We start from the raw sequence: 13,246 nt of genomic DNA, 5'->3' as shown, positions 1-13,246 counted from the left end.
TAAGGAATATCAGTAATGCGGTGGCCGTTCGTCACCCGCGTCTTCGCCACCTTCACCGTTCGCTGCCATTGACTGAAACCGTTCGACCAGTCGTTCTGACAGCCGTTCGAGGCGGGTCAATTGTGACTGTTGATCGGTTAGCACCTGGTTAAGCTCTCCCAACATCACCTCTTGATAGGCAAGTTTGGTCTCAATTTCGATTATGCGTTGTTCGTCCATAGCTCTCACCTGTATCCTCTTGCACAGCCTGGCCCGGCAGACTGCTGACAAACAGTACGGTGCCTGCCACGATTGTTCAATCCCGCTGCCACCCGTGCATCGGCCACCACACGGGTAAGTAACCGCAAAAGCATGTCCCTCATTCGATTCGAAGACGTTTCCCTAGATTTTGGTGACCAGAGAATACTGGACGCCGCCAGTTTCGCCATTGAAACGGGCGAACGTGTCTGTTTGATAGGCCGCAACGGCGCGGGCAAGTCGACCACCCTCAAACTGATCAGCGGGGAGATCGAGCCCGATCGCGGCGACGTCATCTACACCGACAACCTGGTGATCAGCCAGCTGGCGCAGGCACTGCCGGAAGCCGGCGACATGAGTGTGAGCGACATGGTGCGCTCAGGGTTAGGAGGTGCACAGACGTTACTGGACGATTACAGTCGGCGCGCTGCCAACGTCAGCACCGATGCCGAAATGCAGGAGCTCGAGGCGCTGCACCGTCAGATCGATGCTTTGGGAGGCTGGCAAATCGAACAGCGGGTTGAAAGTACGATCAGCGAACTCAACCTGCCTGCTCACAAACGCATGAACGAGCTTTCCGGCGGCTGGCGTCGGCGCGTTGCGCTGGCGCGCGCGCTGGTCCGCAAACCCGACCTCCTGCTACTCGACGAGCCAACCAACCACCTCGACATTGTCACCATCGAATGGCTTGAGCATGTCATTCTCGGCTTTCAGGGTGCCGTTTTGTTCATCACCCATGACCGTGCGTTTTTGCAAAAACTCGCCACTCGAATCGTCGAGATTGATCGCACCCGGCTAACCAGCTGGCCGGGTGATTTTGCGAACTTCCAGCGTCGAAAAGAAAAAGCGCTGGAAGATGAGGCGACCGAGAATGCGCGTTTTGACAAGAAACTGCAGCAGGAAGAAATCTGGATTCGGCAAGGCATTAAGGCGCGCCGCACCAGAAACGAAGGACGTGCGCGTGCATTGGTCGCCATGCGCAATGAACGTGAGAAACGTCTGACTTTGGACGACAACGCGCGCATGCACATCGAAGAAGCCGACGGCTCCGGTCGCAAGGTCATTCGGGCCCGCAACTTAAGCTACCGCTACGATGAGCAAGTACTACTGGAAGATTTTTCCGTGCAGATTATGCGTGGCGACCGAATCGGCATCCTGGGAAACAACGGCGTCGGCAAGACCACCTTGCTGCGCTTGCTGCTGGGCAGGCTTGAACCTCAGACTGGCACGATCAAACACGGCACCAATCTGATCATCGGCTACTTCGACCAGCTACGCGAATCACTCGAAGAGGAAAAGTCGGTCGCAGAGAATGTTGGCGAAGGTCGTACGTACATAAACCTGGGCGGCAAAGACCGGCACATCATTGGCTATTTGAAAGGCTTCCTGTTCAGCCCGAAACGCGCGCTTACCCCGGTCAAGGCTTTGTCCGGTGGCGAACGCAACCGCGTAATACTTGCCAAATTGTTTACGCGTCCGGCAAATCTCCTGGTTCTTGATGAGCCGACCAACGACCTCGACATGGAAACGCTCGAAGTTCTCGAAGACAAGCTGACTCAGTTTTCCGGCACGCTGCTGGTAGTCAGTCACGACCGGCAGTTTCTGGACAATGTCGTTACCAGCACAATTGTTTTCGAAAAGAACGGCGTCGTCAGGGAACACGTCGGCGGATACAGCGACTGGCTGCGGCAAGGTCAGGCGCTGGCCGAAATGGAAAACCCCGCTCAGAAGGCAGCGGAGCGCCGCGACGAAAAACGTGAAGCGCAAGCCGCGACGAACGTGGAGAAACTGAAGTACCACGAGCAACGTGAACTGGAAGCATTGCCTGAGAAGATCGAGCAACTTGAGAAACAGCTTGAAGCGTTGCAGCAAAAAATTGCCGCAGCGGATTTTTATGCTGCCGGTCACGATGCCGCACAGCCGGTACTCGACGAGCTCGCCGGAAGTCAGGCAACACTGGAACAACTCATCGAACGCTGGTCGGAGCTCGAAGAAAAACAGCAAGCCTGGCGTGACTCACGTGGCCGCAAGACGTAGACACTTAATTAGTCGCAATTAGCAAACGACGTAGGGCATGCAACGTCTAACGCCTTGCAGCGCCTACAGTAACTGCAACGCGATCGCCAACTGACAAATAAAGCCAACCGCAAATGCCAGCGTGCGTACCCAAGGAACAGAAAACGTGTAAGCGAGCACGTGCACCAGCCGTGCATAGAAATACACCTGACAAGCAAGAACCGTAGTGTCGTTGCTGACTCCTGCGGCATTCGCAACCAGAACCAATGCAGCGAATACAACCAGATTCTCGACGGCATTGGCATGTGCCGCTTTCATTTTTTGTGCCCAGCCAGACAATGGCTTGGGTTCAACAGGGTAGCCCACAGCATCGATCAGCCCGCGGACGGCGATCATGTTAAGTATGTAGGGTATCCACAAGACTGCCGTCATTGTTGCCACCCAAGTCAGACTCATGAGTTCACTGCTCATACCAATCCCCCTCGTGGTTAATCCACTGTTGCTATTGCAGCGACTTCCCGTGAGCCTGTGCGAGTTTGCGGTCGCTAAGCTGATCAGTGCCACTGCGACAATTCGTTTTGATTATTGAGTTCGCGTATTGCGACCGCATTAACCATAGCAGCCAGGTTGACCGTTTGCCGAAATCCAAAACAAAAAAAGCCCGAAGCGCGGCTCTGCTGCCGTGCTTCAGGCTTTTCAGCGCGCTGACAATCCCGCACGAGTACTCGTACGGATATTCAATCGTCAGCGTTTGGACAACCGCCGGAGAGGCGTACTCTCTGCAACCAGAGAGTACGGCGTGCTATAGCGGTGTGACGTTCTCTGCCTGAGGGCCTTTCTGGCCTTGAGTTACTTGCATCGACACGCGCTGCCCTTCATGAAGGGTCTTCCGGCCGTCACCAGCAATGGCGCTGTAATGGACAAAAACATCTTTGCCACCTTCACGCTCAATAAAGCCAAAACCCTTTTCATCGTTGAACCACTTTACGGTTCCTTCAACTTGCTCTGACATATCGTTCTTTAACTCTTGTAACTGCCAAGTAACTTGGCTTGATGAACACCGGACTTAACCGGCGGTGGACTCACAAATCTGCGATACGAAAATCGCCAACCGGAATGCCAACGATAGTGCACAGAAATGAGTTCGAGCTATGGTACGCCTGAACCTGAATAGTGCAAATAATTGCGAAGCCATCGTTTGCGCTTTAACCCGGCTTTTCCAGTGCTTACAGCGATCCGCGAGAAGACCGACCTGTCTCAACGGTTCTGTAAGTACGACAACCACGGTTCGAAATAGCGGGAATCCCATCCACCGGTAACGCCCTGGTAGTCGTTTTCCGGCACGTCGATATGCACCAGGTCTATGCGGCCTTCCCCATTCTCGTCAGAAAATGCCAGTACCAATGTTGAGTCCGGCGCGTCCTCGGCAAAGTTTACCGAACGCCACGATTGTACGATCAGACGTGGCTTGAGAACGCTAAGCATTGTCCCTTTCAACAAGCCGCCAAAGGCTTCGAACGGTGCGCCCGCCACGTCGCTCACCTTGGCCGGTGCACCGGTGAAAGCGGCATGCGTATCGGCATCAAGGTACATCCGAAACAGCTCGTCAGCCGGTGCCGGCAGTACGATCGTCTTGTTTATTGTGCTGCGCATGACGCTCCTCCTCTGGTCTCATCGACACCCCGAATACCGAAAAAAGAATGATGCCATAACGCGCAATTATGGGGCGCCGCCGAGCAAAATTAGCGCGCAACGCAAGGGTCTAGTGGCCGTACTTGTGTTGCATGTGCCTTACGGACTCGGCGATCAACGCTTCCAGATAGGCTGAATCAACATCCACTAACGATGTAATGTAAAGGCATTATTTACCGATCTTGTGTATGCGCAGTTTTTTCAACCGAGCATCGTACGTTTTGAAGCCCGGCATGATGTAAATCGTCAATGCGTGTTTTCGTGGCGAGAACCCACACAAGAACCAACGACCGGCACGACAACTCGCGTATTGATAATCGTAGCTACCGAAGCCAACGATACTCGCTCCCCACATTGCCGTTTTTTCGCCAGTTGCCCGGCGCATCATTGCCGCAACCGCCTTGCAGTCGGCCCTTCGTTGCGAATCGTCTATGGCATTCAGGAATTCAGCAACGCTGTGTGCAGATCGCGTGGTTTCTGGATCAGCGACCTGCCCCCGTCCGCTAGCAACACAGAATCGATGCGTCTCTAACGCGTTCCGAACAAACGATCACCGGCGTCACCAAGCCCGGGCACGATGTACTTGTGATCATCCAGACGCTCATCAACGCTCGCCGTGTAAATTGTCACATCCGGGTGTGCAGCTTCCACGGTCTGCAAACCCTCGGGACAGGTAACGATACACACCACGACGATCTTTCTGGCACCCGCCTCTTTCAGAATATCTATCGCCGCCGCGGTTGATCCGCCGGTAGCCAGCATGGGGTCAATGACTATGCACAAGCCGTCTTTTGTCTGCTCGGGCAGTTTTTGGTAATACGCGACCGGCTGCTTGGTATCTTCGTCGCGGTACATTCCAAGAAAACCGATACGCGCGGTTGGTGCCAAATCAAGAATGCCTTCCAGCATGCCCACGCCGGCCCGCAGAATTGGAACGACTACCAGGTCCTCTGAAATTACTTTACAGGCAGCTTCCGCAATCGGTGTCTGTACGGTGACTCTTTTTACTTTGATTTCCTTCAGCGCTTCATAGCAAAGGAACATCGTGATTTCGGTAGCCAGTTCGCGAAATTTTTTGTGGCCGGTATCTTTGTCGCGTATCAACGCAAGTTTGTGCTGAACGAAAGGATGGGTAATTTCTTCGTGCATTGGTCGAGGCTCCTTGTCGGCACCGATCTTCAAAAAGGATATAGCGCGGCGACGTATTGGTCTGGTCGGAGATAAACCCACGTTCTCGCAGGCTCTCTTGGTGACCCACCGTGCAGGCAGGATCGTGAGTTTCGAGTATATACCAGCTGTCCAGATGCCGTAGTAACGCCTCTGCGTCAACGATGACTGCCACAGTACGACGGCAAAGGCCTGCCAAACTCACGACCACCACATTCGTGGCAAGCTCGCTGCCGCGAAAATCAATCAGGACGAGCCGTTATTGCTCAGACCAGAGCGCATACTCGTTGTCACACGGATCCTGAAAATGAAACCGGCGACCGCCGGGAAAAGAAAATATCTTTTTGCTGATGCGGCCACCAGCCGCTGTCACGCGTCGCACGGCAGCCTCAAGATCGTCGTTGTAAAAAACGACCAGAACACTGCCGGCCGCAACGGCGGCCTGGTTGTCAGCGCGATAAAAACCGCCTGCGAGTCGGCCATCGTTGAATGAACAGTAGTCCGGCCCGTAATCTTCGAATGTCCAGCCAAACAATTCTTCGAAAAATGCCCGGGCTACAGCCGGGTCGCGCGCAGGGATTTCGATGTAATCGATTGTATTTTCTCTGTTCATGGTTGTTTCCTGAGTTCGTTATCAGGCCGCCAAAGACTTGAGGCGCAGAATAGGTCGTTCGGCATGGATCGTCACGTCGCCAAACAGTCCCTGCAATTCATAGATGCCGTCGCCAATTCGCCGCAGCCCCTGAATTCGGCCGTGCGCCAAGCAACTCGCCAAACCGCCGATTGCGCCCTTCTCGGCCGTTCGGTTCTCAGCAACAAGGCGTACGCAATACGGGAATTCGAGTACTCCCGGTCGAATACAAGAATCTTCGGAAGGACGCGGCGATTCATAAAACGGGTGTTCGGGTGCCAGGCATACATCGATTTCCAGCAACAACGCGTCGCCCTCCAATTGCCAGGACAACACAAATGAAGCCGTCAGATCGACCGCTTTAAACTCGCGTAGAGCAGTCCAGTCGGTAATGTCTTCGCTCATGAAATGACACTGCTTCTTAACAAATCCGTTCACCACCTTACCCGCGCCCGGTCATTCACAACTATGACACCGGCTCTACAAGTACTTCCGTACGCACTGAATTGGCAATAAAGCATTGTTCGTGCGCTTCCTCGTGCAATGTCGCAATCAAATCCGGTGCAGGGGCTACACCGCTGTATGTCGCCTCCGGATAGAGAACAACTTCGCTGACCATCATGCGGCCTTGCTCGTTCTTGCTCATTTTTCCCACCGCCCGATCACTGTAGTTGTCAACAACAACGCCGCGTTGTACGGCGAGTGAGAGGAAAAACAACATGTGACAACTTGCCAGTGATGCCACGTACGCTTCCTCCGGGTCTACGTTCTCGGCGACCGACATCGGCAACGGCACGATATGTGGAGACGCCGAGGCCGGCACTACTGCCCCGCCATCGAAAGCCCATTCGTGAGCGCGGCTGTAACGATTATCCAGAAAAGGCTGGTCGCCGCGGCGCCAGTGTACCGTTGCATTAAACCGCGGCATGGCCGTTGCTCCTCATGACTGACTCAGTCGCCCGGCAGTTGCCGGTTCTCAGTACCTTCGCCGGGCGTGACAAACAACATCGTTGCTTGTTCTGACACTTTTGCGGTGTGCCAGGTTCCTTTCGGCACCACCACGAATGCGCCCACCTCTGCCAGCGAAACACAGCGCTCTCCGGCTGTCTCATGCAACAGCAAATCGGCGCTTCCAGAGAGCAGGCAGACAATTTCATCACCTTCCGGATGCCTCTCCCAGGTTGGCCAGTCCGTGGTAAAGCAGTACGCAGAAATCAGCGAGTGGCCCGCGAACGTACCGTAGCGTTTATCAAGATCCTGCCAGAATGTTTCATTGACCGGCAGCACGGTGGCCGACAACTTTGGATCGACAACCACGAAACTGGAAAAAAGGTTTTGCATATCTGACCCCATAACGAATGTAATCCCTTATCAGGCCAACCGCACCCCGTTTGGGCAGTGTCGGTCGGGAACGGCGAGTATTACGCTACCGTCAGCCTGAATGAACCCGGTAACCAGACATTCCGACATAAACGGACCTATCTGTTTGCGGGGAAAGTTCACTACGCCCATCACCTGCTTACCGACCAGCTCGTCAACTGAATAGTGATCGGTGATCTGAGCCGACGAGCGGCGGACGCCAATCTCCTCCCCGAAATCCACAGTGAGCTTGTAAGCGGGCTTGCGGGCCTCGGGAAACACTTCCGCCGCTACGATAGTGCCTGCACGCAGTTCCACACGTTCAAACTCTTTCCAGGTCAGATCAGACATCGTTACCGTCTCTTGGTGTTTTGCAATTCCTAAAACAAGCCGCTTTGCGCCAGGCCATCGAGTACAAACTGCACGGCCAGCGCCGTAAGCAGCACACCCAAAATACGGGTAATAACCTGCATGCCGGTCACGCCCAGAAACCGCTGAAACTGCGTTGCCAGCAACATGCCGATTAATGTCACCAGTAAAACTGCCAGCAGCGCAACAACAACCGCCGCCTGCAACAGCAGGTCGCCTTGAGCATCGGACATAAGCAGAATGGCGGCGCCCATCGCACCTGGCCCTGCAATCAACGGTGTGGCCAATGGGAATACCGTGATGTCCTGGCGAACAGTCGCTTCCTCGTTCTCTTCGGCCGTCGTGGAGGTAGCGCCGGAAGAAATTGCGAACACCATTTCGATACCGATCAACAGCAGAAGAATGCCACCGGCAATCCTCAATGCTGGCAGCGAAATGCCCAGCGTGGACAGCAGGAACTCTCCCGCCAGCGTGAAGAACACCAATATGCCGGTCGCGATTAAAGTTGCGCGCAGGGCGATGCGGCGGCGCATCCGCGGCGATGCGTCAGCGGTCAGGGCCGCGAAAACGGCCATGACATCGGGCGGCCCTACGGTCGCAAAAAACGTCGCAAACGCGACGAACGCAGTCTCTATCATGGTTTGTTCCCGGTTTGGACGCTGAAGCTTACTAGCTTCAGAGGTCACACCCAATGCCCTTTTGGAATCCAGCCGATCGCGAGGTAGTGTTATTTGAAGGTGCTGACGTAGAGATTCAGCGGCACCCTGTCGTCTGCCAAGGTCACCAGCCGTTCAAATTGCAGACCAAGCCGTAATAGCAAGGCATTTGAGGGCACATTGTCCGGGCTCGCGATCGCAAGAACGCGACCAATATCGGCGCGATGCCGCGCTTGCTCCAAGATCAGCGCCGCCGCTTCCGCCGCAATCCCCTGCCGCCGAAACGCTGGCAGGACAGCGAAGCCAAGATCGGGCGCATCCAGTCCCGGGCGGCGAACCAGACCGCAAATACCCACCGCGGTACCGTCAGGCTTGCGGTCGACGCGGTACATGCCGTAGCCGTATTCCCTGTACCCGGGCACGATTCGCTTCGCAATGTAGGACTGTGCATCCGCCGCGGTACGGACACCACGATCGCCGACATAGCGGACGAAGTCCGGGTCGTTTAAAACAGAACGGATGAGACCGGCATCACTATTGCTCACTTCTCGCAACAGGAGTCGTTCGGTTTCGCCGACAATCCGGGCGGACTCGCTAACCATCGACTTGCGACTCGTCAACGAGCCCGCAGTACCTGAGGCCATGAACCTCCGGCTCGTGATTACGTACCGCTCGACGAGGTTTGTTCATCTGCCGCTTGTTTGCGCTGTTCCCGCTCTGCGATTCGTTTCTGCAAAATCTCCAACTTGCGTGCATGGTCTCGCCGTTCGGACGGCACGACGAACACGAACCAGACGGCAACAAAAAGCGCCATCGCAATCAGGAAACCGTACACCAACGTCCAATCCATGTTCCCCCCGACCTGTCTATCGATTAAAAAAGTGCGCGTATCAACAGCAGCAAACCGAACACGCTTAATGGCAAGCCCACGACCGCACCGATCACGCTCATTGTCAGTGCCACGCCCGTCACCATCAGGATCAGGCCAAGCAATGCCGCGACAATGCGGGTGCACACGGTAATGACGAATCCGAGCAATCGCCATACCAGCACGAACGGCAGCAATAATATCGGCGTGGATTTGTCGACAACCTCGTTCATTGCATCTTCAGCTCCGTAAATAGGAAGCACCGTTGACGTCAATAATCGCGCCAGTGGAAAACTCCGCGCCGGCAGATGCCAAAAATAACACGGCAGCTGCAATCTCGTTGGGTTGCGCAACCCGGCCCAGCGGGCTCTGCGCGCGAATGGCATCGCCTGATGCACCTTGCAACGACGCCGTCGCCATATCGGTCTCAACGAAGCCAGGTGCAACAGCAGAAACGTAAATTTTCTGCGGCGCCAAAGCGATCGCCAGCGATTGTGTGAGCGAGTTCAACGCGGCTTTGCTGGCGCCGTAGGCCGGCGCATCAGGTTCCCCCCGAAACGCGCCGCGCGACGACACGTTGATAATACGGCCGCCGCCATTGGCGGCCATATACCGCGCAGCCGCCCAGCACACATTGGCGGGCCCGATGAGGTTGGTTGCCAGCGTTCGTTGCCATGCAGCCATCCAGTCGACCAGCGCCGTCTTTAACGGCGGGTGCGCCTCAAAAATACCGGCATTGTTGACGACCGTGTCGAGGCCCGACAAGCCACTGATCGCCTGCTCGATAACCCTGAGAGAACCGTCAGTGGTTGCCACGTCGGCCTTGATCAGGCAATGACCACTACCATTGAGCGACGCGAGTGCTTCCTCGGCTGCTGCCTTGTTGCCGCGGTAATTCAGCGCGACAGTTGCGCCGCGCGCTGCAACCGCCTGAGCAATTGCGCGGCCAATCCCACGCGATGCACCAGTGACCAGGATCTTTCGTCCTGCGAACTCAGCGCTCATTGCACAGACCTTGAATCTGTCGGCTGGTTGTCCATTTACAATGCCTTTATGTAACGGAGCAGTTCCGGAGCGTAGCCACAATGTTCGTAAACAGCACGGGCGCGGCTGTTACTTTCTATCACGTGCAGCGTCATCGCAGCCGCACCGTGTAGCCGCGCGTTCTGCTCGGCTTCCGTCAGCAGAGCTTTACCCGTACCGCTACCCTCTGCATCGGCCGCAACGACGATAACCTCAAGGTGCGCGCTTGGCTCGTGGCTCAGCATGTCTGGCCGCAATGTGGTCAAAGTCATTCCCACAACCCGACCGGTGGCGACCGCAACCTGTACCAGGCATTGCGGTGCGTCGCCGGCTAACCATTTGCGCAATAAGGCGGCATCGCCAGCCCACAGATGTTCCGCCTGGCGGTGCGTGGGTATGTCAAACGCGGCGAGTCGTGGCAGTAGCGCGAGCATTGCATCACTGTCCTCAATCGTCGCATCCCGTATCTCTATGTTCATGTCTTCCTGTCTTGTTTCGTCCGGGATAGTGGCTCACCGGACAGGAGCCACGCAGTGTAGCCGAACTGCGCCGTGCTGTTTGCGCACATGTCAGTATCACGACGCTGTGCGCAACTCCTTGCGGATGACCAGCTTGAGACCTGACCAGACTTCGTCCACCGCACAAACCTTAATATCGACCAGGCCCAGCGGCAACGCGACTTCGCGGATCGTATCCTCGGTAATGTCGGTCGCAACGCCCGATGCACGTTTCGGCCACGACACCCAGATACAGGCGTCTTGTCGGATAACCGCAATCAATGCCGGTAGCGCTCTACGCAACTCGCGTGCCTCACGAGTAAAAAAATGGCAAAGATCAACGTTGCTACGCAGACGGGACGACAGCGTCACGCCGTCTGGTAGCGGCGCAACGAGCTGCCGGTAGTTGTCGGGCTCGTTTTTCAGCCGAACGCGAAATCCTTCGCGGATTCCCAGTTTCTTAGTCAGCGGTGTCGCGGAGTAACCTGCCATGTCGCGGCCTAGCTGCCCGAAACGCCGGTCATTGCTCAGTCACCAACAGCTTGATCGCCAGGCCCGCGAACACAGTGCCGGCAACCCGGTTCATTATGCGTTGCGCGCTGCCTGATCGACGAAGCACCTCGCCGACGGAGCCCGCAAATACAGCAACGGCACCGAACACGAGCACCGTAGCGACAGCGAATACAGCGCCCAGCGTGAAAATCTGCGCAATCACGGAACCGCGCTCCGGGTTGACGAATTGCAGACAAAAAAGCCAGGAAAAAAATCGACACTTTAGGATTCGTCACGTTCATCACAATCCCACGCGCATACAACTGTCGCAACGTAAGTGCCGGCTGCTCTTTGAGCGTTAGCGCACTCGCGCCGGCTCTGAACGCCTGCCAGGCAAGATAGAGTAGGTACAGGGCACCGGCTACTTTCAACGCCGTGAAGGCAACGGCAGATGTTTGAAAAATCACCGCAATACCCAGCGCGACTGCGGTTGTATGCACGATCAACCCGGTACACAGGCCGGCCGTTACAATCAGACCGGCACGGGCCCCACCAAGGGCCGACTGAGTAAGAACAAATATGTTGTCCGGCCCGGGCGCGAGCGCCAGCAACACGCTGACAACGAAGAACGCGCTAAGTACTTCCATCGGAATCATTCAATTGCACTCAGGTGAAAACGGTAACCTCGGCGCATCCTAGGACAGTGCCGGGATACGGGCAATCTCGCGGTAGCGTCGTCCGGCAGAATCGCTGTAAGTGTCACCGGAATTCCGCGACTGGCCAATCCGGGGTTACCGGGGACGTGATCAGCCGGTTAACCAGCGTTCAACTCGATACAGCGCCAGTTACAGCAACTATTTCGACAATCGCGCTTCCGCCGCCAGCGCCCGCTGCTCCGTCTCCACATCGAGCATACTGCGCAACGCCGCTGTAAGTGGATTGTCCTCTGTGTAGCACTTGCCGTAGTGCAGATTGAACCGGTAATCGAAGTCATCCGGGTTCTTGCCCTGAATGTGCTGGAGTATTGTCTCCAGTTTGTCGAGCCCCTTGGCCAGCCGCGCTTCGGCCGTTTCAGCGCGTTCGTACTCATCCCACAACCCGGTGATTTCTTCTCGCAGACGACTTGGCAGCGGTTCGAGCAGCTGCAACAGATCAAGTCGCTCAGCGGCAGACTTGTCGGGTAGACCAGCCTGTTCCGGCGCTGGAATGTCACCGCTGATCGCTTCGCCCAGATCGTGAATCAGGCAAATCTTAACGAGCCGGGAAAAATTGACCTCGGGAAAGTGTTCTTCAACCAGCATCGCCATCATGCACAAACGCCAGCTGTGCTCAGCGACACTCTCGAGTCGCCCTTCCGAGGTATAACAATGCCGTATCGTGTTCTTGAGTTTCTCCGTGCCACGCAGAAAGTCGAGCAATCCGTTGAGTTCGGCAATATCCATGATGTCGATGATACTCCTGTTAACGCCTGCCTATTCGTACGAGTCGACGATCGTGATTTTGCTAATGATGTGCGCGTTGAAATTGGCGAGCTCCTGCGGACCCACCGGTCGGTAAAGTGTCGTCGTACCTGGAGGCATGCGCTTCCCCGTTGCATCAACGCTCTGACCACAACTTCCGGAGCAATCAGAGTCCTAGGTAAGATATTGAATAATATTATTTTTTAACCAACGAACAGCCCGCAGCGCGCTCAACACAAATCAGCTCGCAGATCGACAAACACCGATACCTCACCGCCTTCCTCCATGTGCTCGTCCTCGCCTTCGTAGAGGCTTACGAGTCCGTGTTCATCGCAATGAAATCGACTCGAGCGTGAGCCAACAGCACCACTTTGTACCGGCGCACCGAACTGCGCTTCCAGATTGGTCGAAAGTCGCTCGAAGGCAGACGCCTGCTCGTCTTGATTATTGACGGCCGCGAGATACCAAACACCCAGCGCCACATCGTTCTCATCGCATGCGACCTCGATAAACATGGGCAACTCGAACACCGAACCGCGTAGCTCAGTGACATTGAGCATGCCCAACGCCTCCATGTCTTGCTCGCGCTGCCCAACCACCTCTGCACCAGCCTGCTGCTCAGCTCGCACGATGTCGCTGCACGTTGCATCTGCCGCATAGCCACGAAACGTGAACACCGGTTTCGAACAGGCTGACAACAAGAAGCTGGTAAGCAGCAACACCGACAGAAAGAGTGTGCTATCGGAGTTATCGAGAGCTCGGCTGACATTCATAGTGTG

The 13,246-nt window shown here is 55.8% G+C and carries 21 protein-coding genes and 1 pseudogene; 1 reads left to right on the top strand and 21 read right to left on the bottom strand.

The annotated features are described in order from the left end of the window. Positions 1–9: 9 nt before the first annotated feature. Positions 10–219: a SlyX family protein gene (locus AC0L8N_RS13860; RefSeq protein WP_473668257.1), complete on the bottom strand. Its 210-nt coding sequence runs from the start codon at positions 217–219 to the stop codon at positions 10–12. A gap of 132 nt (positions 220–351) precedes the next feature. Here AC0L8N_RS13860 and AC0L8N_RS13855 point away from each other — a divergent pair, with 132 nt between their 5' ends. Then, a complete protein-coding gene (locus AC0L8N_RS13855) occupies positions 352–2,274 on the top strand; it encodes an ATP-binding cassette domain-containing protein (RefSeq protein WP_473668256.1) in 1,923 nt (640 codons plus the stop codon). A 63-nt stretch (positions 2,275–2,337) separates the two neighbouring features. On the opposite strand, the gene AC0L8N_RS13850 is transcribed toward AC0L8N_RS13855, so the two are convergent. From AC0L8N_RS13850 to AC0L8N_RS13755, 20 genes and pseudogenes are all read right to left on the bottom strand, one after another. Then, positions 2,338–2,724, bottom strand: a complete 387-nt coding sequence (locus AC0L8N_RS13850; RefSeq protein WP_473668255.1) for an MAPEG family protein — start codon at positions 2,722–2,724, stop codon at positions 2,338–2,340. A 331-nt stretch (positions 2,725–3,055) separates the two neighbouring features. Next, complete coding sequence (locus AC0L8N_RS13845; protein ID WP_068616914.1) at positions 3,056–3,265, bottom strand: cold-shock protein; 210 nt, start codon at positions 3,263–3,265, stop codon at positions 3,056–3,058. A gap of 245 nt (positions 3,266–3,510) precedes the next feature. Continuing rightward, a complete protein-coding gene (locus AC0L8N_RS13840; RefSeq protein ID WP_473668254.1) occupies positions 3,511–3,906 on the bottom strand; it encodes an SRPBCC domain-containing protein in 396 nt (131 codons plus the stop codon). 208 nt (positions 3,907–4,114) lie between these two features. Next, on the bottom strand, positions 4,115–4,333 hold the full coding sequence (locus AC0L8N_RS13835; RefSeq protein WP_473668253.1) for a hypothetical protein: 219 nt from the start codon (positions 4,331–4,333) through the stop codon (positions 4,115–4,117). A 140-nt stretch (positions 4,334–4,473) separates the two neighbouring features. After that, positions 4,474–5,094: a uracil phosphoribosyltransferase gene (gene upp / locus AC0L8N_RS13830; protein ID WP_473668252.1), complete on the bottom strand. Its 621-nt coding sequence runs from the start codon at positions 5,092–5,094 to the stop codon at positions 4,474–4,476. Between the two features lie 277 nt (positions 5,095–5,371). Next, positions 5,372–5,725, bottom strand: coding sequence for a VOC family protein (locus AC0L8N_RS13825; RefSeq protein ID WP_473668251.1), 354 nt, complete (start codon positions 5,723–5,725; stop codon positions 5,372–5,374). 21 nt (positions 5,726–5,746) lie between these two features. After that, positions 5,747–6,148, bottom strand: coding sequence for a hypothetical protein (locus tag AC0L8N_RS13820; RefSeq protein ID WP_473668250.1), 402 nt, complete (start codon positions 6,146–6,148; stop codon positions 5,747–5,749). Between the two features lie 61 nt (positions 6,149–6,209). Continuing rightward, complete coding sequence (locus tag AC0L8N_RS13815) at positions 6,210–6,671, bottom strand: OsmC family protein (protein ID WP_473668249.1); 462 nt, start codon at positions 6,669–6,671, stop codon at positions 6,210–6,212. 23 nt (positions 6,672–6,694) lie between these two features. Beyond that, positions 6,695–7,084, bottom strand: a complete 390-nt coding sequence (locus tag AC0L8N_RS13810; RefSeq protein ID WP_473668248.1) for a cupin domain-containing protein — start codon at positions 7,082–7,084, stop codon at positions 6,695–6,697. A gap of 30 nt (positions 7,085–7,114) precedes the next feature. Beyond that, positions 7,115–7,453, bottom strand: coding sequence for a tRNA-binding protein (locus AC0L8N_RS13805; protein WP_473668247.1), 339 nt, complete (start codon positions 7,451–7,453; stop codon positions 7,115–7,117). 29 nt (positions 7,454–7,482) lie between these two features. After that, positions 7,483–8,109, bottom strand: a complete 627-nt coding sequence (locus tag AC0L8N_RS13800; protein WP_473668246.1) for a MarC family protein — start codon at positions 8,107–8,109, stop codon at positions 7,483–7,485. 89 nt (positions 8,110–8,198) lie between these two features. Further along, positions 8,199–8,771 (bottom strand): GNAT family N-acetyltransferase, encoded by a 573-nt coding sequence (locus AC0L8N_RS13795; RefSeq protein WP_473668245.1) that lies wholly within the window; start codon positions 8,769–8,771, stop codon positions 8,199–8,201. A 17-nt stretch (positions 8,772–8,788) separates the two neighbouring features. Then, positions 8,789–8,977 (bottom strand): hypothetical protein, encoded by a 189-nt coding sequence (locus AC0L8N_RS13790; RefSeq protein WP_473668243.1) that lies wholly within the window; start codon positions 8,975–8,977, stop codon positions 8,789–8,791. 23 nt (positions 8,978–9,000) lie between these two features. Further along, positions 9,001–9,228, bottom strand: a complete 228-nt coding sequence (locus AC0L8N_RS13785; RefSeq protein ID WP_473668242.1) for a hypothetical protein — start codon at positions 9,226–9,228, stop codon at positions 9,001–9,003. A 7-nt stretch (positions 9,229–9,235) separates the two neighbouring features. After that, on the bottom strand, positions 9,236–10,000 hold the full coding sequence (locus AC0L8N_RS13780) for an SDR family NAD(P)-dependent oxidoreductase (protein ID WP_473668241.1): 765 nt from the start codon (positions 9,998–10,000) through the stop codon (positions 9,236–9,238). A 35-nt stretch (positions 10,001–10,035) separates the two neighbouring features. Continuing rightward, positions 10,036–10,497 (bottom strand): GNAT family N-acetyltransferase, encoded by a 462-nt coding sequence (locus tag AC0L8N_RS13775; protein ID WP_473668240.1) that lies wholly within the window; start codon positions 10,495–10,497, stop codon positions 10,036–10,038. A 96-nt stretch (positions 10,498–10,593) separates the two neighbouring features. After that, positions 10,594–11,007, bottom strand: coding sequence for a DUF3052 domain-containing protein (locus AC0L8N_RS13770; RefSeq protein WP_473668239.1), 414 nt, complete (start codon positions 11,005–11,007; stop codon positions 10,594–10,596). Positions 11,008–11,035: 28 nt separating this feature from the next. Then, a pseudogene (locus tag AC0L8N_RS13765) lies at positions 11,036–11,663 on the bottom strand (LysE family translocator). Positions 11,664–11,861: 198 nt separating this feature from the next. Next, a complete protein-coding gene (locus AC0L8N_RS13760) occupies positions 11,862–12,449 on the bottom strand; it encodes an HD domain-containing protein (RefSeq protein ID WP_473668238.1) in 588 nt (195 codons plus the stop codon). Between the two features lie 248 nt (positions 12,450–12,697). Then, positions 12,698–13,240 (bottom strand): hypothetical protein, encoded by a 543-nt coding sequence (locus tag AC0L8N_RS13755; RefSeq protein ID WP_473668237.1) that lies wholly within the window; start codon positions 13,238–13,240, stop codon positions 12,698–12,700. Between the last annotated feature and the right edge of the window lie 6 nt (positions 13,241–13,246).

It is taken from the genome of Woeseia sp. D3-10, assembly GCF_055809415.1.
Note: the sequence above shows the minus strand (reverse complement) of the source record. Positions and strands in the feature narration are given on the sequence as shown.